We start from the raw sequence: 24,782 nt of genomic DNA, 5'->3' as shown, positions 1-24,782 counted from the left end.
GCGCATCCCCTAAAACCTTTCCAGCTTCGTCCGCACCTTCGTCAGAAACGCCGCCCGCGTCTTTGGCGTCGAGGCATCCATCAGATAATGCGCCAGGAAGAACGTCTTGCAGCGTCTCGCGCACAGCGCCCGCATGCCGCGCAGCAATGTCTTGCGCCCCGGCTGGCCGACGACGACGCTCCACCAGGTCGGCGCACCGCAGGTGGTGATGACGCCAACCTTGGTGACATGCGTCATCAGCGACTTGATCCGCCCCTTGCCCGCCGGCAGCTTGAAGGCGACGTCGGTGGCCCACACCCGGTCGAGCCAGCCCTTCAGCATCGCCGGCAGCCCGTACCACCACGTCGGATAGACGAACAGGATCGCTTCAGCCCAGCCGAGCAGTTCGAAATGCGGCTTCAGCGCCGGGTCCTGCGGTGCCTGATTGTTGTAAGTGCGCCGCTCGTCGCAGCCCATCACCGGGTCGAATTTCTCGGCATAGAGGTCGAGCAGCCGGACCTGCCAGCCCTTCGCCTTCAGCACCTCGATGGCGGTGTCGCGGATCGACGCACAGAAGCTTTCGGGCACAGGATGGCAATAGACCACGAGGACCCGCATCAGAACGCATCCATGCTCGCAGCGACCTTCGACATGAAGGATTTTCGCGTTTGGTCGGTCGACAGGTTCATCGCGTAGTGCGCGAGATAAGTCACCGGCGCGCCCGGCTTTACGGTGGCGCGCAGCATGCGCTTGATCAGCCTGCGTGGCGGATCACCCATCACCATGGCGCGGAACCGGCTGCCGCCATAGGTGGTGACGGCCGCAACCTTCCTGATGTTGTGCAGCGAGGGCTGCACCTTGCCGTCAACCAGCCTGAACGACACGCCGGGCAGGAAGACACGATCGAAGAAACCTTTCAGGATTGCCGGGAAACCGTAGTTCCAGACCGGATAGGAAAGCACCAGCGCCTCGGCACGCAGCAGGCGCTCGACATAGGTCGCCGCGGGATCGGCGGTGCCGCGCGGGTTGTGATAGTCCAGCCTCTCCTGGCGCATCAGCCGCGGGTCAAAATCCTCGGCATAGAGGTCACAGTCATCGATCGTATGGCCCGCCGCCGTCAGCCGCTCGACGATCAACCGGTGCAGGCCGGCATTGAAGCTGGTCTCGACCGGGTGCGCGTAGAGGACGAGGATGTTCATCAGCCTGCCTTTTGCAGTCCCTTGAACAGAAAAGTCCGTCCGGAACGGTAGTCATAGTCCGGATTTTCCCAGGCGATCATCTTGCCGGGATTGAGCAGCCCCTGCGGATCCGTCTCGCGCTTGAAGGCAAGTTGCACCGCGTCCGTCTGCTTCATGCCGCCCTCTTCCAACGTGTAGCGGTGTGGGTTGAAGATCGGGCAGCCATTCTCCTCATGCAGGTGCACGATCTCATCCAAACGCGCCTCGGTGGTGAACTTCACCAAGGGCAGGCCAAAGCAGGTGATGTTGCCGTCCAGCCGGACGAATTCGAGATGCGAGAAGACCTCGCCGGGAAACATCGCATCCATCTTCTCGACCAGCGCCAGCTGGTTGGGGAACGGATAGAGCGACTGCAGATAGGTGATGTCGGGATCGACGCGCAGTGCCCTGAGCGTGGTGTGGTTCCAGGCCAGCTCATAGGCCGGCGGCAGGCCCTTTTTCTCCTCGGGCGTCGCGGTGGCGGCATTGAAGATCACCTCGCCGCCGGCGCGCCGGGTGAAGGCGAGGAACGCATCCAGCCCATGCTGCGCCACCATGACGACGCAGATGCTTTGCCCCTCCCTGAAAAATTTCTGGTGCCGCTTGAAATAGAGCTGCGGCACGGGCGCGGCGATCGGCGTGATCAGCTTGGTCAGGATGCCGTCCTGGCAGGCCAGCGCATTGCCGTAGCGCGCCGCGTCCATGAAGGCATCGAAGCCGACGATGACATCGATCCACTCATAGGCCGCGGTCAGCGGCATCTCGACTTCGGTGATGATGCCATTGGTACCATAGGCGTGAGTGACCTTGTGCAGATCCTCGCCGGTGAGTTCCAGCGCCTTCGGCTCGGCCTCCATCGTCACCACGCGCAGCCGCAGCACATTGCCGAAATCGCGCAACCCGCCGAAATTGATCGAGCCGACGCCACCCGAACCGCCGGCGATGAAACCGCCGATCGAGGCGGTGTTGTAGGTCGACGGCGACAGCCGCAGTTCCTGCCCGGAATGCGCGCGTGTCGCCTTGTCGATATCGGCCAGCACCGCGCCCGGCCCGGTCACCACGCGCCCAGGTGCGATCGATTTGATCTCGTTCATTTCGGCGAGGTTGAGCACCACGCCGCCCGACAACGGCATCGCCTGACCGTAATTACCGGTGCCGCTGCCGCGCGGCGTCACTGGCACGCCGTGCCGGTGACAGGCGGCGAGCACACGGATCAGCTCGGCTTCGGTCTTCGGCGTCACGATCAGGTCGCCGGTGACATGGTCGAGCTGCTGTTTCAGCACCGGGCTGTACCAGTAGAAGTCGCGGCTCTTCTGCTGGACGATGGCCGGATTGTCGTCGAGCTTTATCCCCTCGAGATCGCGTTTGAGCGCCGAAACATCCATCATTCCACCATCAGTTCGTCGAGTTCGGCATAGTCGGGCAATTGCCGGTCGATCGCGCGGCCGCCGCGCACGACAATGCGATCCGATTCGGGCCGCGACAGCAATTCCGTCCAGCTTCGACCTTTGAACAGGATGAAATCGGCACCACCGCCGGCGGCAAGCGTGCCAAAACCATCGAGCCGCATCACCTTGGCCGGCGTGGCAGTGACCGCTTGCGGCCAGTCAGCGACCGGATGATCGAAATGCAGGATGCGTGTCGCCATGCGGTAGACCTCCAGCATGTCGAGATCGCCATAGGCATAGAAGGGGTCACGCGTGTTGTCGGAAGCCACCGCAACCGGAATGCCCCTCGCCTTCATCTCGTGCAGCAGCGTCACGCCGCGCCAGCGCGGCGTGGTCTGGTCCCCGCGCCGGTCCTGCAGATAGAGATTGCACATCGGCAGCGACACCACCGCCAGCCCGGCCTTCGCCACCTTGTCCAGCGTGTCCAGCACTTCGAGGTCGGGCTGCCGCGCCAGCGAGCAACAATGGCCGACGAGGATGTTGCCCTCGAAGCCGCTCCAGAGCGCGGCCTCCGCGATCTTCTTCAGCGAGATCGCGGCAATGTCGTCGGTCTCATCGGCATGGAAATCAAGGTCGAGCCCATGCTTGATCGCCTGCGCGAAGACGTGGTCGAGCAGCTCTTCCAGGTCCGGCACCATATAGGTGACGACGCCGAGCACGCCCTTGGCGGCGGCGACTCGTCTCGCCAGCCTGTCGAACCATTTCTTGTCGCGCACGCCCTCGATGCCGAGCAGGCAGGCGCCCTGCAATTCGATGCGGCCGCGCCAGGCTTCGCGCATCGTCTCGAACACCGGCCAGGAGATTTCCTCTTGCGGCGCGACACTGTCGAGATGGGTACGCAGCGCCCTGGTGCCATGCGCGTAGGCCGAGCGCAGCGAGAAATCCATGCGTTTGGCCAGATCCTCGGCGCTCCAGCGCGCGACGCGGTCGGCGCCGGCGGCATTGAGCGCGCCCATGAAGGTGCCGTCGGGATTGGGCTTTCGCGGCCAGATATGGCCCTTGTCGATATGGGTATGGCAGTCGACGAAGCACGGCAGCACGATACGACCGGCAAGGTCGATAGCCTCCGCCGGCGCCTTCGATTTGCCATGCGCCGCAATGCTGGAGATCTTGCCGTCGGCAATAGCAATGTCGGCTAGCGTGAAACCGTCATTGTCGTAGGCGGCAGTAAGGTCCGATGTCAGCGATCTATGAACGCGGGCGTTGGCGAGCGGGTATGAAGCTGAGTTCGGAATCAAGGCACTACCGCTCCTGCTTCAGCGCGCTTTCGTGCCAGCGCCGCAGAATGAGATGCGAAATCAGCGACAGCACGAGGAAGATCAGGATACCGGTCAGCGAGATCAGGAACAGCGCCGCGAACAACCGTGGCGCGTTGAGGCGGTAGCCGGCCTCGATGATGCGCGAGGCGAGTCCCGACGACTGGCCGGTGGCGCCGGCGACGAACTCGGCCACCACCGCGCCGATCAGCGACAGGCCGCCGGCGATCTTCAGCCCGCCGAGGAAATACGGCATCGCTGCCGGCAGCCTGAGATAGCGCAATTGCTGCCAGCGCGTCGCGCCGTTGAGCTTGAACAGGTCGCGCAGATTGCGATCGACCGAATTCAGGCCAAGCGTGGTGTTGGACAGGATCGGGAAGAAGGCGACGATCCAGGCGCACAGCAGGAGCTTGGTGGTCTGGTTGTTCACATAGATGTTGATCAGCGGAAAGATCGCCACGATCGGCGTCACCTGCAGCACGATGGCGAACGGGAAGAACGACATCTCCACCCATTTCGATTGCGCAAACAGCACCGACAGGCCGACGCCGCCGATGACGGCCAAGGCCAGGCTGAGGAAGGTGATGCGCAAGGTGACCAGCAGCGAGGAGAACAAAAGGCCGGCATCGTTGTAGAGTGTCTGCAGCACCACGCCGGGGCGCGGCAGGATGTATTGCGGGATCTCGTTCCACACGCAGATGCGGTCCCACAGCCAGATCGCCAGGATCATGATCGCCAGCGGCAGCACCCAGCGGCCGATCCGCTCGAACCGCTCCTGGCGCACACGGCGCGCTTCCTCGGGATCGAGCGTCAACGTGCCGTCAATGACCGTCATGATGCGAGCCCGCTGTTGAATTGATGGCATTGACCAGCACGTCGGAAGCCTGACGGCAAAGGGCTGCATAGTCGGGCGAGGTGCGAAACACCTCGTCGCGCGGATAGGAGGCCTCGATAGCGAGTTCGTCGAACACCCTGCCCGGCCGCGCCGCCATGACGACGACGCGGTTGGAAAGGAACACGCTCTCGAACACGCTGTGGGTGACGAAGACGACGGTGAAGCGTTCGTCCTGCCAAAGCTCCAGCAGGTCGTTGTTGAGCTTGAAGCGGGTGATCTCGTCGAGGGCCGCGAACGGTTCGTCCATCAACAGCACGCGCGGCTTGGTGACCATGGCCCGCGCGATCGAAACACGCATCTTCATGCCGCCCGATAATTCGCGCGGCACGGCGTCCTCGAAACCGGTCAGGTGCACCCGCGCGAGCATCTCCGTTATCGCCGGTGCGGCCTTGGCACGGGAAATGCCTTTCAGCCTGAGCGGCAGCCAGACATTGTCGAAGACGCTGGCCCAGGGCAACAGCGTCGGCTCCTGGAAGACGAAGCCGATGTTGGCGCGGTCGAGCGAGCCGCCGCCGCGCCAGTCGAGCACGCCGGAAGTCGGCGTCGACAGGCCGGCGATCAGCCGCAGCGCCGTCGACTTGCCGCAGCCCGACGGCCCGAGCAGGCTGAGAAAATCGCCTTCCCGGATCGTCAGGTCGACAGCGCTCAGCGCCGTCACGCCGTTGGAAAACACCTTGCCGACGCCGCGCAGCGCCAGCAAGGTCGGAGCGACGTCCGATGCCGGCGCTCGCGCCACTTTTTCCCCTATCATGCCCAGGCCGGCCTATTTCTTCAGGTCGAGCCCGACGCCCTTGTTGACGAAGGCCAGCGTGTAGGCCTTCGAAATGTCGATGCCTTCCGGCGTGACCTTGGCCTTGACCATCTTGTCGTAGAAGCTCTTGATCCGCGCGTCGGTCATGGCGCCGATGCCGAGCTTCTCGGTATCGCCCGAATCGGCAAGGCCGAACTTCTTCATCTGATCGATGGAGAAAGCGATCTGCTCGTCGCTCATGTCAGGATTGTCTTTCTTGATCATGTCGTTGGCCGCCTTGTTGTCGCCGTAGAGGTACTTGTACCAGCCCTTGGCCGAGCCATCGACGAAGCACTGGACCACCTCCGGCTTCTTGTCGATCGTGTCCTGCATCACCTCGATCGTCGTCGAGTAGGTATCCCAGCCATAGTCGGCGAGCAGGAACTGGTTCGGCACGAAGCCGCCTTCCTTCTTGACCGCGAACGGCTCGGAGGTGACGTAGCCCTGCTGGATCGACTTCTTGTTGGCGAGGAACGGAGCGGTGTTGTAGGTGTAGGGCGCGCGCTTGGCAGCGTCGAAGCCAAGTGCGGTGACCATCCACTGGAAGAAGGTCTGCACGCCTTCGTCACCCAGGATATACTGGTCGGCGTTCTTCAGGTCCTCCCATTTGTCCAGCCCCTCACCGGGATGAGACATGATGACCTGCGGATCTTTCTGGAAATCGGCGGCCACCACGCGCATCGGAATGCCTTGCTGGACGGCATCGAAGGCCGACAGCAGATTGCCGCCCATGTAGAAATCGATCTTGCCGGCCAAAAGCATCGGCCGGCCGCTGACCTGCGGGCCGCCCTGCATGATGGTGACGTCGAGGCCGCAGGCGGCATAAGTGCCGTCCGCCACGGCCTGGTAGTAGCCGCCATGTTCCGGTTCGGCCAGCCAGTTGGTGCCGAAGGTCACTTTTTCATTCGCCGCGGCCCCCAGCGTGCTGGCCGCCAGCAAGGCCACCACCGCCACCGAGATCTTCTGTTTTGCGTACATCGACAACCACCCTCTGTTTGCTCCGGCGCCACGCGCCAGGCTCGACACCAAAGATTCAAGAAGCAAGACACATGCCACCGGCGGCTCGCGCCGGGACCCGCCCGCCTGCACCACAGCCATCTGCGAAAGCCGGAAAGGTCGTGCTGCACCGGAGGCATCGTGCCTATTTTTTGAACGCCTGTCCACAATCGCACCAGTGCCATGCACGGCCATCTTGAAGCTGTAGTGAATACGGCCTTAGGCTGACGACATTCAGGAGATTGCCATGTTCAGATTCCTCACCCCGAAGTCGATCAAGCCGCCCTTTGCCCGCTACAGCCACGGCGTCGAGGTGCCGGCGGGCAAGCGGCTGGTGCTGTGCTCCGGCCAGGTCGCTATCACGGCGGACGACCAGATCCCCGAGGACGCCGGCGCCCAGGCCGAGCTCTGCTTCCGCAACATCGAGGCGATCCTTGCGGAGGCCGGGTTGCAACTCGGGGATATCGTGCGCATCAACGCCTACGTTACCGACCGCGCGCATCTGCGGGCCTATATGGATGTCCGCGACCGGCTGTTTTCGAGCCCGGCACCCGCCTCGACACTGATGATCGTCAGCGGATTTGCCCGACCCGAATTCAAGGTCGAGGTCGAAGTCATCGCTGCCGGGTGATCGACAGGAAGCCTGGACCGCGTTAGGTCTGGCCGACCATTGAAGAGGCATGACATGACCGCAGCCAAAAGACGCGTCTGGTGGGGGGACTACCGGACCACCGAATACGCCTCGATCGATCCGGAGGCGACGATCGCCGTTCTGCCGGTGGCGGCGATCGAGCAGCATGGACCGCATCTGCCTGTCTCGACCGACACCTCGATCATGAACGGCATGCTCGATACCGTGATCGCCCGCCTGCCCGACGATCTCGACATCCGCATCCTGCCGGTCCAGGCGGTCGGCAAGTCGAACGAACATCTGCATGCACCGGGCACCCTCACTTTGCCGGCAACGACGCTGGTCGAAGCCTGGACCGAACTTGGCATTTCGATCGCACGCGCCGGTGTGCGCAAGCTCATCGTCGTCAACTCGCATGGCGGCAATGAAGAGATCATAGGCATCATCACGCGCGAATTGCGCGTGCGCGAAAAGATGCTGGCGGTGAAGACCAGCTGGCAGCGCTTTGGCCGTCCGGCAGGCATGTACACCGAACTCGAGGACCGTCACGGCATCCATGGCGGCGATGTCGAGACCTCGCTGATGCTGCATTTCCGGCCCGACCTTGTCGACATGGCCAAGGCGGACAATTTCGTTTCCAATGTCGCCAGGGCCGAGACGGAATTTTCGCTGCTGCGCCACACCGGCACCCACGCCTTTGCCTGGATCGCTGGCGATCTCAACCCGAACGGCGTGGTCGGCGACGCCAGCATCGCCACGGCGGAAAAGGGCCGGCTGACCGCGGAGCATCAGGCCGACGGTTTCATCAGCCTGCTCAGGGATGTGCGCAAGGCGAAGCTCGTCGACTGGCTGAAGTAGCGGCATAGCCGCAATCGCGCCTTCGAAAAAGCTCCCAATATGAGGTTTGACATCATACTGGACGGGATATGGAGGCCGATATGGCAACAATGAACATATCATTGCCCGATCCGATGAAGGATTGGGTTGAGGCGCAAACTGAAACCGGTCGCTACGCCAACGCGAGCGACTATGTGCGCGATTTGATCCGTCGGGATCAGGAGCGCAACGACAAGATTGCCGCCATGCAGCGCTTTGCCGATAACGGATTGAAGAGTGGCGTCGGCTATCGATCCAGTGACGCGCTTTTTACTGAGGCGGTCAAACGCGCTGGAAAGTCACCCGGCAACGGGTAGTGGGATTTCGCCTTTCTTTAGCCGCGGAAGAGGACATCGACGTGTCCATTGTCCGGGTACGCCACGGGCACGAAGATTGGGCGAATGAAGGCACTCGATAGTCCTGCAACGATGTATGGGCACAGCTAGCTCTCGATCTTCAGCCCAAACGGCGTGCCCTCAAACGCATCCGCCCCGCGCCCGATCGACTGGATCGCCTCGATCATGCGGCCATTGCGATCAAGCAGCGCGTCGGCCACGGCAATGAGCCGAGAGTTGGGTGTCGCCGAGGGCGACAGCGCCCGCAACGTCCGGGCCAGTTCGGCCTCGTCGCGTTTTGGCGCCAATGCGGCGGCGATGATGTAGGCCGATGCCGTGGAGCGGCTGATGCCGGCATAGCAATGCACGACCATCGGCTTCGTCCGGTCCCAGCGGCGCGCGAAATCGAGCACCTCGCGGACATGCTCCTCGCCCGGCATGGTCATGCCGTCCTGCGCCACCGCGATGTCGTGCATGACCAGATGCAAGTGGTTTTCCCTCGCTATCGAGGCCGGACGCGTCACATCGGTTCCGACGGAGAGCAGCGACAGCATGCGATCGGCGCCGGTCCTGGCCACCGTTTCCTCGATTTTCGCCAGCGAGCAGACATGGATCATTGTTTTGAACCTTTTTGTCGATCCTCGCGCCGCGTCGCCCATTCGGCAAGTGCCGATTCGAGCCGCTGCCATTCCTCCTCACTCCCCGGCAGGCCGGCGCGCAGGACATGCGGCCGGTCATAGAAATGCCGAAGCAGGACGCCGCGCTCGCCAAGCGCTGAAAACAGGCCAGCTGCATCCGGCAGGCTGAGATAGCGGAACAGCGTGGTGCCGCCTGCGACAGGCACGCCGAAGCGTCCGAACAGTCCGTCGAGCCGCCCGGCTGCCTCGGCAAGCGATGCCTGCATCGCGTCCTGCCAGCCGATATCGGCAAGCGCGCGAATGCCATATTCCAGCGCCGGGCCGGCGACGGCCCACGGCCCGAATTGCGTTTCCAGCAATTCCACCGTCGCTGCATCGGAAAGCGCGAAGCCAAGCCGCAGGCCGGCCAGCCCAAAGAACTTGCCGAACGAGCGTAGCACGACGAGGCCGCCTCGATCGGCATCGCCGGCGAGACTGTGCTGGCGCGGGCCGACATCCATGAAGGCCTCGTCGACGACCAGCAGCCCGCCTCTGGCGCGCAGCCCGGCGGCCAATGCCAGCAGCCGGTCGCGCTCGATGACGCGACCATCGGGATTGTTCGGATTGACGATGATGGCAAGGTCGGCGTCCGCCAGTGCGGCAAAATCGCTGACTTCGCTCACCTGATGCCCGGCGATCGCCGCTGCCCGCGCATGTTCGGCATAGGTCGGCCCCAGCACCAATGCCTTGCCGGGCCTGACCAGCGAGGCCACGCGCGGCAGCAGGATCTGCGTGCCGGGCGCCGCGACCACATTGGCCGGCGACGGCGCGCCATAGGTGCTGGCCGCGATCTCTGTCAGTTCGCGCGCCCGCCCGGCTTCCGGCAATCGCCACAGCGTGGTGGCGGGCAGGTCGAAAAGCGGGTAGGAGTGCGGGTTGATACCGGTCGAAAGGTCGACGAAAGGCTGAGGGGCGTCGGGGAAAAGCGCCCTCGCCCGGCCAAGACTTCCACCATGGTCCACCGCTCCTTCAAGAAGCTTCATGTCAGTCCTGATCGCTTTCCTGTCACTGGCCGTCGAATTTGTCCTGGGTTACCCGGACTGGCTCTTCCGCGCCATCGGCCATCCGGTGACGTGGTTCGGCAGGCTGATATCCTTTCTCGATCGCAGGCTCAACCGCGCCACGGATCCCGACGCGCTGCGTCGCCAACGCGGTGTCCAGGCGCTGCTGGTCATCGTGCTGGTGCCGGCGGTGATCGGCCTTGGCGTGCAGCTTGTCCTGCTCTGGTTCGTCCCCCTGGGGTTTTTCATCGCCGCCCTTCTGGCGACATCGCTGCTGTCGCAGAAGAGCCTCTACGAACATGTCGAGGCCGTGGCCGATGCGCTCGACAGCGCCGGCCTCGCCATGGGCCGTGTCGCCGTCTCGCGCATCGTCGGCCGCGATCCCGAAGCGCTCGACAGGGCCGCCGTCTGCCGTGCGGCAATCGAAAGCCTGGCCGAGAATTTTTCCGACGGCATTGTCGCCCCGGCCTTCTGGACCGGTGTCGGCGGGCTCGCCGGCGGCGCCGCCTACAAGGCCGCCAACACCGCCGATTCGATGATCGGCCACCGCACCCCGCGCCATGAGGCGTTCGGCTGGGCTGCGGCGCGCTTCGACGACTGGATCAACCTGCCCGCATCGCGGCTGACGGCGCTGCTGATCGTGCTGGCGGCTTTCCTGGTCAAGGGCGCCGATCCCGGCAGTGCCTGGCAGGCGGTGCGGCGCGATGCAAAAAAACACCGCTCGCCCAATGCCGGCTGGCCGGAAGCGGCCATGGCCGGCGCGCTCGGCCTGGCGCTTGCCGGGCCACGCAGCTATGGCGGTATCGTGGTCGACGATGTCTTCATGGGTGAAGGCGGCCGCCGCGACGTCGACAGCGACGACATCAGGCAGGCGCTGAAACTCTACCGCGTCGCCGATTATCTGCTGATCGTGCTGTTCGGGTTGGGCTCGGTCGTCGTCATTCTGGCGTGACCTCACCCTCCCCCTTGTGGGGAGGGTCGGCGCGTAGCGCCGGGGTGGGGGTGCGGCGCCAAGGCCCCCACCCCGCTCCGCTTCGCGGATCGACCCTCCCCACAAGGGGGAGGGTAAAAGACTCAAAACTCGATCCCCTGCTGCGCCTTCACGCCTGCTGAAAAATGGTGCTTGGTTACGCCCATCTCGGTGACCAGATCGGCGGCCTCGACCAATGCCGGCTTGGCATTACGGCCGGTGACGACGACATGCAGGCCCTCGCGGCGGCCCTTCAGCGCTGCAACCACCTTCTCAAGATCGAGATAATCGTAGCGCAGCGCGATGTTGAGTTCGTCGAGCACGACAAGACTGATCGAGGGATCGGCGATCAACTCCAGTGCCTTGGCCCAGGCGGCCTCGGCCGCCGCGATATCGCGCTTCAGATCCTGCGTCTCCCAGGTGAAACCTTCGCCCATCGCGTGCCAGACAACGCGGTCGCCGAAGGCGGCGAACGCATCCTTCTCGCCGGTGTGCCATTTGCCCTTGATGAACTGCACGACGCCGACGCGCTTGCCGTAGCCGAGCATGCGCAGCGCCAGGCCGAAGGCAGCCGTGGTCTTACCCTTGCCCGGGCCGGTGTTGACGATCAGCAGTCCTTTTTCGATCGTCTTGGCCGCCACCTCGGCGTCCTGAACCGCCTTGCGCTTGGCCATTTTGGCGCGATGGCGTTCTTCGTCCTTATTGTCGATGTCGGTCATGTCACTTCACCTTGAGCGGCAGCCCCGCCACCATGAGCAGCACCGTATCGGCGATCGCCGCGACCTGCTGGTTGAGCCGGCCGGCGTCATCGCGAAAACGGCGCGCCAGGGCATTGTCCGGCACGATGCCTTGCCCGACTTCGTTGGATACCACGAACCAGGGCCCGCGCGGCCGCGACAGCACATCCGCCAGCCGCCGGCACTCGGCGCTAACGTCGTGATCGGCCAGCATGTGATTGGTCAGCCACAGCGTCAGGCAGTCGACAAGCACCGGCTGGTTATCGGGCAAGGCCTCAAGCGCGCCGGTGAGGTCGAGCGGTGCGTCGACTGTTATCCAGCCCTCGCCGCGCCGCGAGCGGTGCAATGCGATGCGTTCGCACATCTCGTCGTCATAGGCTTGCGCCGTGGCGATATAGGACCATGGCGCGGGCGACGCCGTCGCCAGGGTTTCGGCGTGCGCGCTCTTGCCGGAGCGCGCACCGCCGATGATGAAGGTCAGCGAGCTTCGATCAGGCAAAGCTGTCGCGCAGGCTGGTCGCGGTGCCGGTGAAGTGTCCGCGCACCACGCCGACGACGGCGCCGAGCACCAGCCAGAACACCAGATTGGTCAGCGTCACCGCCACCACGAACTGGTGGTGCAGGCCTTCCGGGATCGGCGTCTCGAAGCTGTCGGGCTGCGGCGCGCCGACGATGTGCGGGGCAACGATCAGCGCCACGCCAAGGATGGCCAGCGGCAGCGACTTGCGGAACGCGATCAGGCCAAGCCCGCTTGCCGTCGCGACCACGGTTGCCACCCACCAGATCTGGCGCTGCGTCAGGTCGGCCGCCGGCATGGCCGGCAATTCCGGCGGCAGGCCGAGGCCGGGCGCCAGCGTGAACACGGCAAAGCCGGCAAGCCCCCAGAACACGCCCTGGCGCCAATTGCCGATGCCGCCGGCGAATTCCGAAACCGCGACGAGGATCAGCGCAAAGCCGATGCCGGTGACGACGTTGGACATGACGTTGAAGGCAAAGCGCTCGAAGCCGTCGGCCGGTGCCCAGCCCTCGTCTTCGGCCGGAGCGGCGGCTGCGGCCGGAGCCGGGGTGGCGGCGCTCATGGTGTTCGATGCCGCCGGTGCGGCGGAACTCATGGCGTTGCCGCTGGCAGCATTGGCCGGCGCCGCGGGTGCGGCGGCATGGTCATGGCTGTGGCCGCCTTCGGCCTGCTCGTAGACTTCCGCCTTAAGGATCAGCGGCACGGTGGCATAGGCCTGCATGCAGGCAAGGACGACGCCGGCCACGAGCCCTGCGATCGCCGCGATGAACACGACGTTGCGAAACAGATTCATGATGTCAGATCCTCGTCAGTGGCAGGGAAACGCCATCGAATGCCGGTTGTCATGACCGGCATTGTGGACCGCATCGATATGCGAGAAGCCGACAAAGCCGATGATGAACGTGCCGAGCAGCGCGGCAAGCGCCAGCTGCATGAAGCGCGACTGCGAGGAGACGGAGGCGCCGAGGGAGACGGAAGCGGTATTCATATCTTGTCCTTTCACCCTCCACCCGAGGGCCTGTCAGTTTTGCCGTCGTCGGCAGGTCTCCTGGCTCACGGATCAGCGCCCTTCCCCACCTTCCCGAAGACGAATCTTCAGTGGCATATGGAGAGGACTACCGCACACAGTTGCGGGGGCAGCCACGGCATTGGGCAAGAATTTCGCCCGCACCGCATTCCCTCTTGGCTCCAAAACGGAACCGACGACTGCATGACTATAGGGAAAATCGCGACACGCGGCAAACCAAATTCCGCCGGCAAACAGCGCGATTGCGCCATGCCGTTTCCAGGCGCGACAATTGACAATTCTCCTGGCCGGGTGTCGGCTGACCGCTTCACAGGAAGCCAGCCATGCAGCCCACTGCCAGCGAGCGCGCCCCTTACAATGGCCTGACCCGGGCCGAATCGACCCTGCCCTCGTCGGCCTATTGGGATGAAGCGGCGTACCAGCTCGACCTCGACGCCATCTGGTACAGAAACTGGCTGCTCGTCTGCCGCGAGGCCGATCTGGCAAAGCCGCTGGCCTTCCGCCGATTCCGCATCGGCACGCAGGACATCATCGTGCTGCGCGACGACACCGGCGCTTTGCGTGCCTTCCACAACACCTGCCGCCATCGTGGCTCGCAGCTTTGCCAGGAGAGCGAGGGCCGGCTGAAGGCGCGGCTGATCACCTGCCCCTACCATGCCTGGTCCTATTCGCTGCGCGGCGACCTCGTGCGCGTGCCATCTAAATCGCTGCCTGACGGATTCGACAAGGCCGACCATCCGCTCTACCGCGTCGCGCTCTCGGTGTGGCGCGGCTTCGTCTTCATCAATCTGCAGGAGGATGCGGCGGGCTCCGCGCAGGCCTCCTTCGACCCGGCCTCCGGCGATCTCGGCAACTGGCCGCTGGAAACGCTGGTATCGGGCCATGTGCTGCGCAAGGTGATGCACTGCAACTGGAAGATCTTTTGGGAAAACTTCAACGAGTGCCTGCACTGCCCGGGCGTGCACAAGGATCTGTCGCGGCTGGTGCCGATCTATGGCCGCGGCCTGATGAGCCGGCATGACGACCCCGAATGGACGCGCCACGCCGACAATGACGCGCCGGAGTTTTCCGGTGGCCTGCGCGACGGCGCCGAGACCTGGTCGCGCGACGGCCAGACGCATGGGCCGATCTTCTCAAGCCTGACGCCGGCCGAACGCGCCGCCGGGCAGACCTACGCCACCAGCCTTCCCTCGATGTTCATCGTCGGTCATGTCGACTACGTCAGGACCGTGCGCCTGGTGCCGCTTGGTCCCGAACAGACCGAGCTTGTTGCCGAATGGCTGTTCGCGCCCGAGGCGCTGGCCGCGACCGACATCGATAACATCGTCGCCTTCGGCACACAGGTGCTGGAAGAGGACGCGGCGATCTGCGAGGTCAACCAGAGAGGCCTGCATTCGATGCGCCACGCCGCCGGCGTGCTGATGCCCGAGGAGTACGACCTGCACCGCTTCCACAACTGGGTGCGCGAGCGCCACGCTGCACTTACTGCCTGATCCTCAAAGCGACTTCGGCAGGTAGCGCCACGTGACAAACCCGCAAACCGCCGCCAGCAGACCGAGCGTGACGAACACCGAGCCCAGTCCAAAGAAAGCCAGCACCACCGAATAGACCAGCGGCGGCGTCAGCTCGGAAAAATCGAGATAGGTGCGGTAGACCGCTGCCATCTGCGCCCGCTCATAGGAGCGCACCGAGCGCATGAAGGCGGTCGAGCCCAGCGCATCGAGCGCGATGGTGAAGAAGGCGCCGCACAGCAGGAAAGCGCCGGTGAGCAACGGCACACTCTCGCCCACCGTACCTGCTGCCAGGAGCATCGCCGACATGGCGAAATAGGCGAAAGTCATGGTCTTGCGGCCGCCAAAGCGTTTTCCGGCCTTGCCCCAGAAGATCGCCATGAACAAAAGCGCGTTGCCGGCCGAGACCAGCAGGCCGCCGGCCAGCTTGCCCTCTCCGGTGATCACCATGAACAGCGGCCCGTAGACGAAGAACGTCGTCCAGAAGCAGGAGCGGCCGAAGGCGATCAGCCAGGCAAGCCTCAATCGGGGCTGCGCGATGAAGCGGCCGATATTGGCGAGCGGATTGGCCGGCCGTGTCTTGCCGGGCCGGATCGACGGGTTGTCGCCCAGCCGATAGGTCCAGAACAGCGCCAAGAGCGCCAGCGCGAACACCGCCACCGCACCGTGCGCGGCATAGATACCGAAGCGCGTGTAGAGGAAGATGCCGAGCGTCGGCCCGCCGGTCCAGGCAAGCATCGACCACGCCATGCGCAACGATTCGGCCTGCATGAAGTCGGTCTTGCGGATGTGGTCCATGATGTAGAGGTTGAGCGTGATCGAAAGCGCGCTGGCGCCCATCACCCGACACAGCATGCCCGCCAATTGCCCGGCAAGCGTGTGGGTAACGAAAAACAGCGAGCCGATGGCGAGCAGGCAGGCGCCCGCCGTGTAGACCCAGCGCCGGGCAAAGCGGCGGATCAGCATCGGCATGAACAAGGTCACCGACAGGCCGAGCAGCGCCACGATGGTGTAGAGGATCGAGACGATCTGCTCATTGTGCAGGATTTCGTAGGCCTGGATCGGGATGACGCTCGACACCGTGGCGCGGGCGAAGGATTCGACCGCGTAGAGCGAGGCGAAGGTGCGCGCATCCGCGGCCTTGAGAGCCGGAAGCCAGATCGGATGGCGCACATGAGTGGACATTGCTTCCCCAAAGCAGAATCATCGGCCAAATCTGCCGTGGTCATTCCCGGACGATTAAGAGGAAACCGACGCGTAACCGGCCAAAAGCGAAGCCGGTCAAAGGCTTCCCGGCTCTGGCCTAAAGCGCCGCTTGATCCGATGCCTCGGCCTTCTTCTGTCCCGCCCAACCGTGATAGTCCTCAGGCGGGGCTGAATCAGAACGCGAGACCATGACCATCCACACGCCGACCGCACCCGTTCCGGAGCCATCCAAGCGCATCGTCGCCATCGACATCGTGCGCGGCATCGCGCTGCTGGCCATGGCGAGCTACCATTTCACCTGGGATCTGGAATTCTTCGGCTACACCGACCCCGGCCTCACCGCCTTCGGCTGGTGGAAGATCTACGCACGCTGCATCGCCTCGACCTTCCTGTTCCTGGTCGGCGTCAGCCTGTACCTGGCGCACGGCCAGCAGATCCGCTGGAACGGTTTCTGGAAACGTTTCGCCATGGTTGCCGGTGCGGCGATCGCCATTTCGGTGGTCACCCGCATCGCCACGCCGGACGGCTTCATCTTCTTCGGCATCCTGCACGAGATCGCGCTCGCCAGCCTGCTCGGCCTCGCCCTCCTGCGGCTGCCGGCCCTGCTGACGCTTGTCGTTGCCGCGCTCGTCATCGCGGCGCCCGTCTATCTGCGCTTCGAGGCCCTGGATCACCCCTGGCTGTGGTGGATAGGCCTGTCGGCGATCAATCCACGCTCCAACGACTACGTGCCGTTGTTTCCATGGTTCGGCGCGGTGCTTGTCGGCATCGGCGTGGCGAAACTCGCTTCCGCGTCCGGTGTAAGAGCGCGGCTGGCAAGCCTGGTGCCCGGCCGCTGGGCCAATCCGCTGCTCTTCATCGGCCGCCACAGCCTGGCTTTCTACCTCATCCACCAGCCGTTGCTGATCGGCTGCGTCTGGCTTTTTTCGCAAATCATGCCGGCCCAGGTCGACACCCCACAGGTCAATTTCCTGAAAACCTGCCAGCGCTCGTGCGAGCAGACGCGCAACGCAACCTTCTGCACCAGCTATTGCGGTTGCATGCTGACGACGATCGAGGGCGAGGCCACGCTTGATCGGCTCGAGAACAACGACCAGAGTGCGGAATTCCGGGCGCATCTGGGCGATCTGGCCGCCAGTTGCACGGCCCAGACCGAAGACAAGATGGACGAGGGAGGAACGCAATGACCGAAACCCAGCCGAAGCCCGGGGTGATCCCATGGCCGCCGGTGATCTACACCGCGGCGATCGCCATCAGCATCATCCTCGGCATGCTCTATCCCCTGCCCTGGATCGGAGACCTTCTGGGCGACCTGCTGTTCGCCGCCGGCTGGGTGGCGCTGTTCGGCGTCGCCGCACTCTGGTTCACCGCCATCCGCACCATGATGCGGGCCAGGACCACCCTCAATCCCAACGCAGTGCCCGACCACCTCGTCACCACAGGACCCTTCGGCATCACCCGCAACCCGATGTATCTGGCCAACACGCTGCTGTTGATCGGCGTCGCCTTTGTCTCGGGGATCGTCTGGTTCCTGCCGCTGGCGTTCATCGCCGCCTTCGTCACGCAGAAGGTCGCCATCGAGCGTGAGGAAAAGGTGCTGGCGGCGAAATTCGGCAAGAAATACCGCGACTACGCCAAACGCGTGCGGCGCTGGATTTGAACAGCGTTACGTGTTGACGCCAAGCTCCACCAGCCGCTCGACGCAGGACTCCTCGGCCTGGTCAAGCTCGGCCAGCGTCTCCTCGAGGTCGCGGCGCTTCTGGCGCAGATCCTCGCGCTTTTCCTCGATGCGCTTGATCATCAGCTTGAGCTGGCCGACCTCGCCCGGCGGCTCCTTGTACATCTGGATGATTTCGCGGATTTCGTTGATCGAGAAGCCGAGCCGCTTTCCCCGCATGATCTGCCGGATGAGATGGCGGTCGGACGGGCGAAACAGCCGTGTACGGCCACGCCGCACCGGCTGCACCAGCCCCTCATCCTCATAGAAACGCAGCGTCCGCGTCGACACGTCGAATTCGCGGGTCAGCTCGGTGATCGAATAATATTCCCGCATTGTCGCTCCACGCCGGAAGCCTGGGCAACGCCACGCGGCGTCGCCTTCTGTCCCGAACCAAACCCTTGCCTGTCGGAATCGACATGGCCCCCGCGCGAGCCTCGCACGGCATTTACGTAAAAGTCAATTGAGGCCACTCACGGGTAGTGTCTCAGTTTGAAATTTCACCGCCGCTACGATCTCTCCGATATTCCGAAGCCATCCCGTAACGGAAGCGTATGCCATCGATTGCGAGCCTCTTTGATGTCGCAGACAAAATCGGCTCCGCAGTTGGAGCGGGCTCGTAGCGGATTCGAAGCACAATCGAAACCTTGGCTGGCGGGGTTTCTGGATATCTCTGGCGAAATTGATCGCTTGTTGCAATCTGCAAGTAGGAGTCCACTCTCGCCGATATGCTTTCGAGATGCGCAGCTATCGCCTCGTCATCTGTCCAAGGCAACGTATCAGTGATGACGAACCGCAGACCATTATTTCCCAAACGAACTTCCAAATCGTTCGAAAAGTCATCACTGATAGCAAAACTCTCGTTGTTCATTATCCTTCAATCGTTTTTTGTAAGGCCCGCGTTTGCCCGGCTTCGGCGCAACGACGTCCATCTTCTCGCAAAGGTCTTCCATCGACCAGAGAGTTTTCGATACGCCAGAGGCGCGGATTGGCCCGTCGGGCAAATTTCAAACTGAGACACTACCCACTCACGCGACGCCGAACCACCAGGTGGCAAGGCCGAGGAAGGCGAAGAAGCCGACAACGTCGGTGACCGTGGTGACGAAGACGGCAGAAGCCACCGCCGGATCGATCTTGAACCGGTCGAGCAGCAGCGGGATCAGAATGCCGGCAAGTGCGGCGACGAACATGTTGATGATCATCGCCGCCGCGATGATGCCGCCCAGATTGCGATCGTGGAACCAGGCCGCGGCGACAATGCCGATCAGGATGGCGAAGATGATGCCGTTGATGAAGCCGACGCCCATTTCGCGACGGATGATGCGGCCGGCATTGTAGATGTCGATATCCTTGGTCGCCAACGCCCGCACGGTAACGGTCATGGTCTGCGAACCGGCATTGCCGCCCATGCCGGCGACGATCGGCATCAGCACCGCAAGCGCCACGATATGCTCGATCGTGCGGTCGAACAGGCTGATCACCGACGCCGCCAGGAATGCAGTCAACAGATTGATCAGCAGCCAGGGAACGCGCGAGCGCGAGGTCGAAAATATGCTGTCGGAAAGCTCTTCGTCGCCGACGCCGCCCATGCGCAGCAGATCTTCCTCGGCCTCCTGCTGGATGACGTCGACGACATCGTCGATGGTCAGCACGCCGACCAGGTGCTCGTTCTCGTCAACGACGGCGGCCGACAAGAGGTCGTACTGTTCGAATTCGCGCGCCGCTTCTTCCTGGTCCATCGTCGCCGGAATGGCGTGCCGCGTCTCGTGCATGATCTCTCCGACCTTGACCGTGCGCTTGGTGCGCAGGATCTGGTCGAGATCGATGGCGCCGAGCAGCTTGAAGGTCGGGTCGATGACGAAGATCTGACTGAAGCGCTCAGGCAGGTTCCTGTCCTCGCGCATGTAGTCGATGGTCTGGCCGATGGTCCAAAACGGCGGCACCGCGACGAACTCGGTCTGCATGCGCCGCCCGGCGGTCTCTTCCGGATAGTCGAGCGAGCGGCGCAGCCTGATCCGTTCGGTGAACGGCAGTTGCGACAGGATCTCGTCCTGGTCTTCCTTTTCGAGGTCTTCGAGAATGTAGACCGCATCGTCGGAATCAAGTGCCTGCACCGCCTGCGCGATCTGCGCATTGGGCAGATTGTCGACGATCTCCATGCGGATCGCCTCGTCGACCTCGGTCAGCGCGGAAAAGTCGAAATCGGCGCCCAGCAGCTCGACCAGGGCCCGCCGCTGTTCGGGATGCAGCGCCTCGATCAGGTCGCCAAGTTCCGACTGGTGCAGATGGTCGACTTCATGCTTGAGGGCCAACGTATCGCGGTCGGCGATCGCAGCCCCGATCTGGGCAAGGAAGGATGAAAGGACCGCACCGTCCTCGCCATAGATGTCGGCGTGGGCGTCGTCAGCCGCCTTGGCGGAGATCGTCTGCTTGTCCTCCACCAGCGCCTCCCGCCATCCCGGAAAAATTGTGTCTCAGGTCTAGAGCATCGGACCTTAAAGCGGAAATCGGTTTCGCGGAAATCCGACGCATCTCGCGTGCAGGCGCGATTCGATTTGAGAACTTATCGCTCTAAGGCACGGAATATCAAACGAAACGCGTGTTCCACGCCACCCCGGCGAGCGTATCGCGGATGCCTGACCGGCAATGCCTCTCCCATCAAAAACCAGCCAATCCCGGCTTCAGACGGCGCGACAGCCGATGTCGCTGGGGAAAGAGCACCCCAGCGCGGTTGGGGCAGAATTGTCATGATACGGGTCCAGGCCTGAAGCCTGGCCTCGGAGTTGCGGCACAACCAGCCCAGGACAAAAACGGCCCTTGAACAGCAAGCCCGGGAAAACGAGCAAGGCAATTGGCGACCGGCGCATGCGCATCGTCGTCGCCGAGCGCAATCCGTTCGTCATATCGGCGCTGCGCGAAATGCTGGAATGCGACGGCCGCTTCGACTTGTTGAGCAGCGTGCAAAGCGGCAAGCAATTCCTCGACCTGGCGGCGAAGGGCGGCTTCGACGTCGCAATCATCGGCTGGAAGCTTGCCGACATGGACGGCGCCGATGTGCTGGCCGAGGTCCAGAGCCGCAAGCTCGATGTCCGCATCACCGTCTTTTCCAACGACCACGACATCGGCATCCTGAAGCAATGCGTGCGGCTCGGCGCGCAGGGTTACTGTTTCCAGTTCGACGACCCGGCCATCATCTTCGACACGATCCTGGCCGTCGCGCATGGCCGCATCTGCATCCCCTATATCGACATCAACAAGGTCAACGACACGCCGCTCGCGCAGCTCACGGTGCGTGAGCGCGAGCTGCTGGCGGTGCTTTCCGACGGCTGGACCAATCTGCAGATCGCGACAAGGACCGGCATTTCCGAGAACACAGTGAAATACCACCTCAAGAATCTCTACGACAAGCTCGACGTGCGCAACCGGGCGATGGCCGTCGCGCTCTATGCGCGCGAGAGGCGTACCCAGAAGCAGCCTTTAGGGTAGGCCGACCGGGTAGGCCCGCCCCACCCGCGCGCGGCGAGATCTTACCCGCCAAGGTGTTGTTGGCTTTAGCCGTCGAAACGAAACTCCCCCCACCGCTTTGCTGGATCAGGAGGAGTTCGCATCATGGCCGGTTTCACCCATCTTTTCATTCCCGGACCGACCAACATTCCCGAACAGGTCCGGCAGGCGATGAACCTGCCGATGGAGGACATGCGCGCCGCGTCCTTCCCCGATCTCACTCTGCCGCTGTTCGAGGACATCAAGGCGGTTTTCAAGAACGAGACCGGCCGCGTCTTCATCTACCCCTCCTCCGGCACCGGTGCCTGGGAAGCGGCGATGACCAATGTGCTCAGCCCCGGCGACCGCGTGCTGATGTCGCGCTTCGGCCAGTTCTCGCATCTGTGGGTCGACATGGCCGAGCGCCTCGGCCTCGAGGTCGACGTCATCGACTGCGAATGGGGAACCGGCGTGCCGCTCGAGCTCTATGCCGAGCGGCTGAAGGCGGACAAGACGCACCGCATCAAGGCCGTCTTCTGCACGCAAAACGAAACGGCGACGGGCGTGACCAGCGACGTGGCCGGCTGCCGCGCCGCGCTCGACGACGCCAACCACCCTGCCCTTCTCTTCGTCGACGGCGTGTCGTCGATCGGCTCGATCGATTTCCGTCAGGAGGAATGGGGCGTCGACTGCGCCGTCAGCGGCTCGCAGAAGGGTTTCATGCTGCCCGCCGGCCTTGGTTTCCTATCGGTCAGCAAGAAGGCGCTTGTAGCTTCCAGGACCGCCACCCACAGGCGCTGCTTCTTCTCCTTCGAAGACATGATCCGCGCCAATGATGCCGGCTACTTTCCCTACACGCCGGCGACGCAGCTGCTGCGCGGCCTGCGCGCCTCGCTCGACCTGATCGCCGAGGAAGGGCTGGACAACATCTTTGCCCGCCACCATCGCCTGGCCGAAGGCGTGCGCAAGGCGGTCGACGCCTGGGGCCTGAAGCTCTGTGCCAAGGCGCCGAAATGGCATTCCGATACGGTCAGCGCCATCCTGGTGCCGGAAGGCATCGACAGCACCGACATCGTCAAGCGCGCCTACCGTACCTACCAGACCTCGCTCGGCGGCGGTCTCAACAAGGTGATGGGCAAGGTCTTCCGCATCGGCCATCTCGGCTGGTTGAACGAGGTGATGGTGCTGTCCTCGCTGTCGGCTGCCGAAATGGCGCTGCTCGACTGCGGCGTGCGGCTGGCGCCAGGTTCCGGCGTCGGCGCCGCCATCCAGCATTTCCGCGCCTCGGCCGCCGTGCCGGTCGCCGAAGCCGCCTGAGGGAGCCGACGATGAGCCACACCATCAACCACCTCAAGAAACTCCGCCTGCAGCGCAGCGAGCTGGCGGTTCCCGGCTCCAGCCCGGAGATGATCGACAAGGCGGCGAACAGCGCCGCCGACTTCATCTTCCTCGACATCGAGGACGCCGTCGCCCCGCCCGACAAGGAACGCGCCCGCAAGAACATCATCCAGGCGCTCAACGACATTGACTGGCGCGCCAAGGGCAAGACCGTCTCGGTGCGCATCAATGGGCTGGACACCCATTACATGTACCGCGACGTGATCGACGTCATGGAACAGGCCGGCGACCGGCTGGACACCATTTTGGTGCCGAAGGTCGGCGTGCCGGCCGATCTCTACATGGTCGAGGCCATGGTCAACCAGATCGAGATGGCCAAGGGTTTCAAAACCCGCGTCGGCCTCGAAGCGCTGATCGAGACGGCTCTCGGCATGGCCAATGTCGAGGCGATTGCCGCGACGCCAGGCCGGCTGGAAGCCATGCATTTCGGCGTCGCCGACTATGCGGCGAGCTGCAAGGCGCGTACCGTCAACATTGGCGGCCTCAACCCCGACTATCCCGGCGACCAGTGGCATTTCGCGCTGTCGCGCATGACCGTCGCCTGCCGCGCCTACGGCCTGCGCGCCATTGACGGGCCGTTCGGCGATTTCTCCGATCCCGAGGGCTACATCGCCGGCGCCAGGCGCGCCGCCGCCCTTGGCATCGAAGGCAAATGGGCGATCCACCCTTCGCAGATCGCGCTCGCCAACGACGTGTTCTCGCCGCCGGAAAAAGAGGTGATACGCGCCAGGCGCATCCTCGAAGTGCTGAAGGAGGCCGAGGCTCAGGGCAAGGGCGCGGCCGCCCTCGACGGCAAGATGATCGACGCCGCGTCGGAGCGCATGGCGCGCAATGTTCTGGTGGTCAACGAAGCCATCGAACGCGCCGGCCAGCTTGGTCAACGAGAGCCGCGCGTCGCCGCGCATTGAAAGTTACGGGAGGACAAGATGGACATCCACGAATATCAGGCCAAGGAACTGCTCGCCCGCCACGGCGTGCATGTGCCGCGCGGCGGGCTTGCCTACAGCCCCGAGCAGGCCACCTACAGGGCGCGCGAGATCGGCGGCAGCAAATGGGTCTTGAAGGCGCAGGTGCACTCCGGCGCCCGAGGCAAGGCCGGCGGCATCAAGCTCTGCGCCAATGACGAGGAAATCTCCAACGCCGCCGAAGCCATGCTCGGCCGCAAGCTGGTGACCCAGCAGACCGGCCCGCGCGGCAAGCTGATTTCGCGCCTCTATCTCGAGGAAGCCGTCGACATCGCGCAGGAGCTCTATGTCGGCTTCGTGCTCGACCGCAAGGAAGAGCGCGTCATGATCGTGGCCTCGGCTGCCGGCGGCATGGAGATCGAGGACATTGTCGAGAAAGAACCCAATTCCATCCTGCGCACATCGGTCGATCCCGGCGTCGGCATGCAGCGCTTTCAGGCCCGCGAGATCGCCTTCGGCCTCGGCCTCGACCACAATCTGATCGGCAAGGCGACCGAAACCATCTTCAGCTGCTACCAGGTGTTCCGCGACTACGACGCCTCTATGCTGGAGATCAATCCGCTGGTGGTGACGCGCGACGGCAATCTGATCGCGCTCGACGCCAAGATGTCGTTCGACGAGAACGCGCTGTTCCGCCGCCCGGAAATCTCCGAGCTGCGCGACAAAAGCCAGGAAGATCCGCGCGAAACCTTCGCCAGCGACCGCGGCCTCTCCTATGTCGGCCTCGACGGCAATATCGGCTGCATCATCAACGGCGCCGGTCTGGCCATGGCGACCATGGACATGATCAAGATCGCCGGCGGCGAACCGGCCAACTTCCTCGACATTGGCGGCGGCGCCTCGCCCGAGCGGGTGGCGAAGTCCTTCCGCGCCGTGCTCGGCGACAAGAATGTCGAGACCATCCTGGTCAACATCTTTGCCGGCATCAACCGCTGCGACTGGGTCGCCGAAGGCGTGATCAAGGCGATACGCGAAGTCGGCGTCAACGTACCGCTGGTGGTGCGGCTCTCCGGCACCAAGGCCGAAGAAGGCCGCCGCATCCTGGCCGATTCCGGCGAGGCGGTGATTGTTGCCGACACGCTGGCCGAAGCCGCCGAAAAAGCCGTCGCCGCCTGGCGCGCGGCCGCCAAGAAGAAAAAAGCAGCCTGAG

Annotated in this window: 28 protein-coding genes and 1 riboswitch; of the genes, 11 read left to right on the top strand and 17 right to left on the bottom strand. The window is 63.7% G+C overall.

Annotation, left to right across the window (positions count from 1 at the left end; translation table 11 throughout):
• Positions 1-9 precede the first annotated feature (9 nt).
• From JN279_RS19760 to JN279_RS19730, 7 genes are read right to left on the bottom strand one after another with little or no spacing between them, the layout of a single operon-like run.
• Positions 10-597 (bottom strand): NAD(P)H-dependent oxidoreductase, encoded by a 588-nt coding sequence (locus JN279_RS19760; protein WP_096447072.1) that lies wholly within the window; start codon positions 595-597, stop codon positions 10-12.
• Complete coding sequence (locus tag JN279_RS19755) at positions 597-1,178, bottom strand: NAD(P)H-dependent oxidoreductase (RefSeq protein WP_202350029.1); 582 nt, start codon at positions 1,176-1,178, stop codon at positions 597-599. The genes JN279_RS19760 and JN279_RS19755 overlap by 1 nt, the downstream gene beginning before the upstream one ends.
• On the bottom strand, positions 1,178-2,581 hold the full coding sequence (locus tag JN279_RS19750; RefSeq protein ID WP_096447076.1) for an FAD-binding oxidoreductase: 1,404 nt from the start codon (positions 2,579-2,581) through the stop codon (positions 1,178-1,180). The genes JN279_RS19755 and JN279_RS19750 overlap by 1 nt, the downstream gene beginning before the upstream one ends.
• A complete protein-coding gene (locus tag JN279_RS19745; protein WP_096447078.1) occupies positions 2,581-3,882 on the bottom strand; it encodes a cytosine deaminase in 1,302 nt (433 codons plus the stop codon). Before JN279_RS19745 ends, JN279_RS19750 begins: the two co-directional genes overlap by 1 nt.
• A 4-nt stretch (positions 3,883-3,886) precedes the next feature.
• A complete protein-coding gene (locus tag JN279_RS19740; protein ID WP_096447080.1) occupies positions 3,887-4,735 on the bottom strand; it encodes an ABC transporter permease in 849 nt (282 codons plus the stop codon).
• Positions 4,722-5,546, bottom strand: coding sequence for an ABC transporter ATP-binding protein (locus JN279_RS19735; RefSeq protein WP_096447082.1), 825 nt, complete (start codon positions 5,544-5,546; stop codon positions 4,722-4,724). Before JN279_RS19735 ends, JN279_RS19740 begins: the two co-directional genes overlap by 14 nt.
• A 12-nt stretch (positions 5,547-5,558) precedes the next feature.
• Complete coding sequence (locus tag JN279_RS19730; protein ID WP_096447084.1) at positions 5,559-6,563, bottom strand: ABC transporter substrate-binding protein; 1,005 nt, start codon at positions 6,561-6,563, stop codon at positions 5,559-5,561.
• A 265-nt stretch (positions 6,564-6,828) separates the two neighbouring features.
• On the opposite strand from JN279_RS19730, the gene JN279_RS19725 reads away from it, so the two are divergent.
• The 3 genes from JN279_RS19725 to JN279_RS19715 all read left to right on the top strand — a co-directional run bounded on the left by JN279_RS19725 (position 6,829) and on the right by JN279_RS19715 (position 8,405).
• Positions 6,829-7,212 carry a RidA family protein gene (locus JN279_RS19725; protein ID WP_096447086.1) on the top strand — a complete coding sequence of 128 codons (384 nt, stop codon included), beginning with the start codon at positions 6,829-6,831 and terminating at the stop codon, positions 7,210-7,212.
• Between the two features lie 54 nt (positions 7,213-7,266).
• Positions 7,267-8,070, top strand: a complete 804-nt coding sequence (locus JN279_RS19720) for a creatininase family protein (RefSeq protein ID WP_096447088.1) — start codon at positions 7,267-7,269, stop codon at positions 8,068-8,070.
• Positions 8,071-8,150: 80 nt separating this feature from the next.
• Positions 8,151-8,405 (top strand): type II toxin-antitoxin system ParD family antitoxin, encoded by a 255-nt coding sequence (locus tag JN279_RS19715; protein WP_096457455.1) that lies wholly within the window; start codon positions 8,151-8,153, stop codon positions 8,403-8,405.
• Between the two features lie 125 nt (positions 8,406-8,530).
• Here JN279_RS19715 and JN279_RS19710 read toward each other — a convergent pair whose 3' ends face one another.
• Together JN279_RS19710 and cobD are read right to left on the bottom strand one after the other, a co-directional pair.
• A complete protein-coding gene (locus JN279_RS19710) occupies positions 8,531-9,040 on the bottom strand; it encodes a tyrosine phosphatase family protein (RefSeq protein ID WP_202350028.1) in 510 nt (169 codons plus the stop codon).
• Complete coding sequence (gene cobD, locus JN279_RS19705) at positions 9,037-10,083, bottom strand: threonine-phosphate decarboxylase CobD (protein ID WP_202350027.1); 1,047 nt, start codon at positions 10,081-10,083, stop codon at positions 9,037-9,039. Before cobD ends, JN279_RS19710 begins: the two co-directional genes overlap by 4 nt.
• On the opposite strand from cobD, the gene cbiB reads away from it, so the two are divergent.
• Positions 10,082-11,053, top strand: a complete 972-nt coding sequence (cbiB, locus tag JN279_RS19700; RefSeq protein ID WP_202350026.1) for an adenosylcobinamide-phosphate synthase CbiB — start codon at positions 10,082-10,084, stop codon at positions 11,051-11,053. The genes cobD and cbiB overlap by 2 nt on opposite strands.
• A gap of 122 nt (positions 11,054-11,175) precedes the next feature.
• Here cbiB and cobO read toward each other — a convergent pair whose 3' ends face one another.
• The 4 genes from cobO to JN279_RS19680 are packed head-to-tail and all read right to left on the bottom strand — an operon-like array spanning position 11,176 to position 13,313.
• The gene (gene cobO, locus JN279_RS19695) at positions 11,176-11,790 is read right to left on the bottom strand and encodes a cob(I)yrinic acid a,c-diamide adenosyltransferase (protein ID WP_202350025.1); all 615 of its coding nucleotides are present in this window, start codon (positions 11,788-11,790) and stop codon (positions 11,176-11,178) included.
• Between the two features lies 1 nt (position 11,791).
• A complete protein-coding gene (gene cobU, locus JN279_RS19690) occupies positions 11,792-12,307 on the bottom strand; it encodes a bifunctional adenosylcobinamide kinase/adenosylcobinamide-phosphate guanylyltransferase (protein WP_202350024.1) in 516 nt (171 codons plus the stop codon).
• A complete protein-coding gene (locus JN279_RS19685; protein WP_202350023.1) occupies positions 12,300-13,118 on the bottom strand; it encodes a CbtA family protein in 819 nt (272 codons plus the stop codon). Before JN279_RS19685 ends, cobU begins: the two co-directional genes overlap by 8 nt.
• A gap of 15 nt (positions 13,119-13,133) precedes the next feature.
• Positions 13,134-13,313, bottom strand: a complete 180-nt coding sequence (locus JN279_RS19680) for a CbtB domain-containing protein (RefSeq protein WP_027051280.1) — start codon at positions 13,311-13,313, stop codon at positions 13,134-13,136.
• Between the two features lie 33 nt (positions 13,314-13,346).
• Positions 13,347-13,544: riboswitch (cobalamin riboswitch) on the bottom strand.
• A 131-nt stretch (positions 13,545-13,675) separates the two neighbouring features.
• Between JN279_RS19680 and JN279_RS19675 the strand changes: the two genes are divergently transcribed.
• Positions 13,676-14,845, top strand: a complete 1,170-nt coding sequence (locus JN279_RS19675; protein WP_202350022.1) for an aromatic ring-hydroxylating oxygenase subunit alpha — start codon at positions 13,676-13,678, stop codon at positions 14,843-14,845.
• 3 nt (positions 14,846-14,848) lie between these two features.
• Here JN279_RS19675 and JN279_RS19670 read toward each other — a convergent pair whose 3' ends face one another.
• Entirely contained in the window at positions 14,849-16,048 is a 1,200-nt protein-coding gene (locus tag JN279_RS19670) for an MFS transporter (protein WP_096447106.1), read from the bottom strand.
• Positions 16,049-16,257: 209 nt separating this feature from the next.
• Between JN279_RS19670 and JN279_RS19665 the strand changes: the two genes are divergently transcribed.
• Both JN279_RS19665 and JN279_RS19660 read left to right on the top strand, forming a co-directional pair.
• Positions 16,258-17,256: a heparan-alpha-glucosaminide N-acetyltransferase gene (locus JN279_RS19665; protein ID WP_096447108.1), complete on the top strand. Its 999-nt coding sequence runs from the start codon at positions 16,258-16,260 to the stop codon at positions 17,254-17,256.
• Positions 17,253-17,729 carry a methyltransferase family protein gene (locus JN279_RS19660; RefSeq protein WP_096447110.1) on the top strand — a complete coding sequence of 159 codons (477 nt, stop codon included), beginning with the start codon at positions 17,253-17,255 and terminating at the stop codon, positions 17,727-17,729. Before JN279_RS19665 ends, JN279_RS19660 begins: the two co-directional genes overlap by 4 nt.
• 6 nt (positions 17,730-17,735) lie before the next feature.
• Here the strand turns inward: JN279_RS19660 and JN279_RS19655 are convergent, their stop codons facing one another.
• From JN279_RS19655 to mgtE, 3 genes are all read right to left on the bottom strand, one after another.
• Positions 17,736-18,122 carry a MerR family transcriptional regulator gene (locus tag JN279_RS19655; RefSeq protein WP_006203215.1) on the bottom strand — a complete coding sequence of 129 codons (387 nt, stop codon included), beginning with the start codon at positions 18,120-18,122 and terminating at the stop codon, positions 17,736-17,738.
• Positions 18,123-18,273: 151 nt separating this feature from the next.
• Positions 18,274-18,657: a DUF6572 domain-containing protein gene (locus JN279_RS19650; protein ID WP_202350021.1), complete on the bottom strand. Its 384-nt coding sequence runs from the start codon at positions 18,655-18,657 to the stop codon at positions 18,274-18,276.
• A gap of 157 nt (positions 18,658-18,814) precedes the next feature.
• A complete protein-coding gene (mgtE, locus tag JN279_RS19645; RefSeq protein WP_202350020.1) occupies positions 18,815-20,227 on the bottom strand; it encodes a magnesium transporter in 1,413 nt (470 codons plus the stop codon).
• Positions 20,228-20,651: 424 nt separating this feature from the next.
• Between mgtE and JN279_RS19640 the strand changes: the two genes are divergently transcribed.
• The 4 genes from JN279_RS19640 to JN279_RS19625 all read left to right on the top strand — a co-directional run bounded on the left by JN279_RS19640 (position 20,652) and on the right by JN279_RS19625 (position 24,781).
• Positions 20,652-21,272 (top strand): LuxR C-terminal-related transcriptional regulator, encoded by a 621-nt coding sequence (locus JN279_RS19640; protein WP_202353765.1) that lies wholly within the window; start codon positions 20,652-20,654, stop codon positions 21,270-21,272.
• A 123-nt stretch (positions 21,273-21,395) separates the two neighbouring features.
• Complete coding sequence (locus tag JN279_RS19635; protein WP_202350019.1) at positions 21,396-22,586, top strand: aminotransferase class V-fold PLP-dependent enzyme; 1,191 nt, start codon at positions 21,396-21,398, stop codon at positions 22,584-22,586.
• A gap of 11 nt (positions 22,587-22,597) precedes the next feature.
• Complete coding sequence (locus tag JN279_RS19630) at positions 22,598-23,575, top strand: HpcH/HpaI aldolase/citrate lyase family protein (protein WP_202350018.1); 978 nt, start codon at positions 22,598-22,600, stop codon at positions 23,573-23,575.
• An 18-nt stretch (positions 23,576-23,593) separates the two neighbouring features.
• Positions 23,594-24,781 carry a malate--CoA ligase subunit beta gene (locus JN279_RS19625; protein WP_095204071.1) on the top strand — a complete coding sequence of 396 codons (1,188 nt, stop codon included), beginning with the start codon at positions 23,594-23,596 and terminating at the stop codon, positions 24,779-24,781.
• Position 24,782 lies beyond the last annotated feature (1 nt).

This window comes from Mesorhizobium sp. 113-1-2 (assembly GCF_016756475.1).
GTDB classification, from domain to species: domain Bacteria; phylum Pseudomonadota; class Alphaproteobacteria; order Rhizobiales; family Rhizobiaceae; genus Mesorhizobium; species Mesorhizobium loti_C.
Note: the sequence above shows the minus strand (reverse complement) of the source record. Positions and strands in the feature narration are given on the sequence as shown.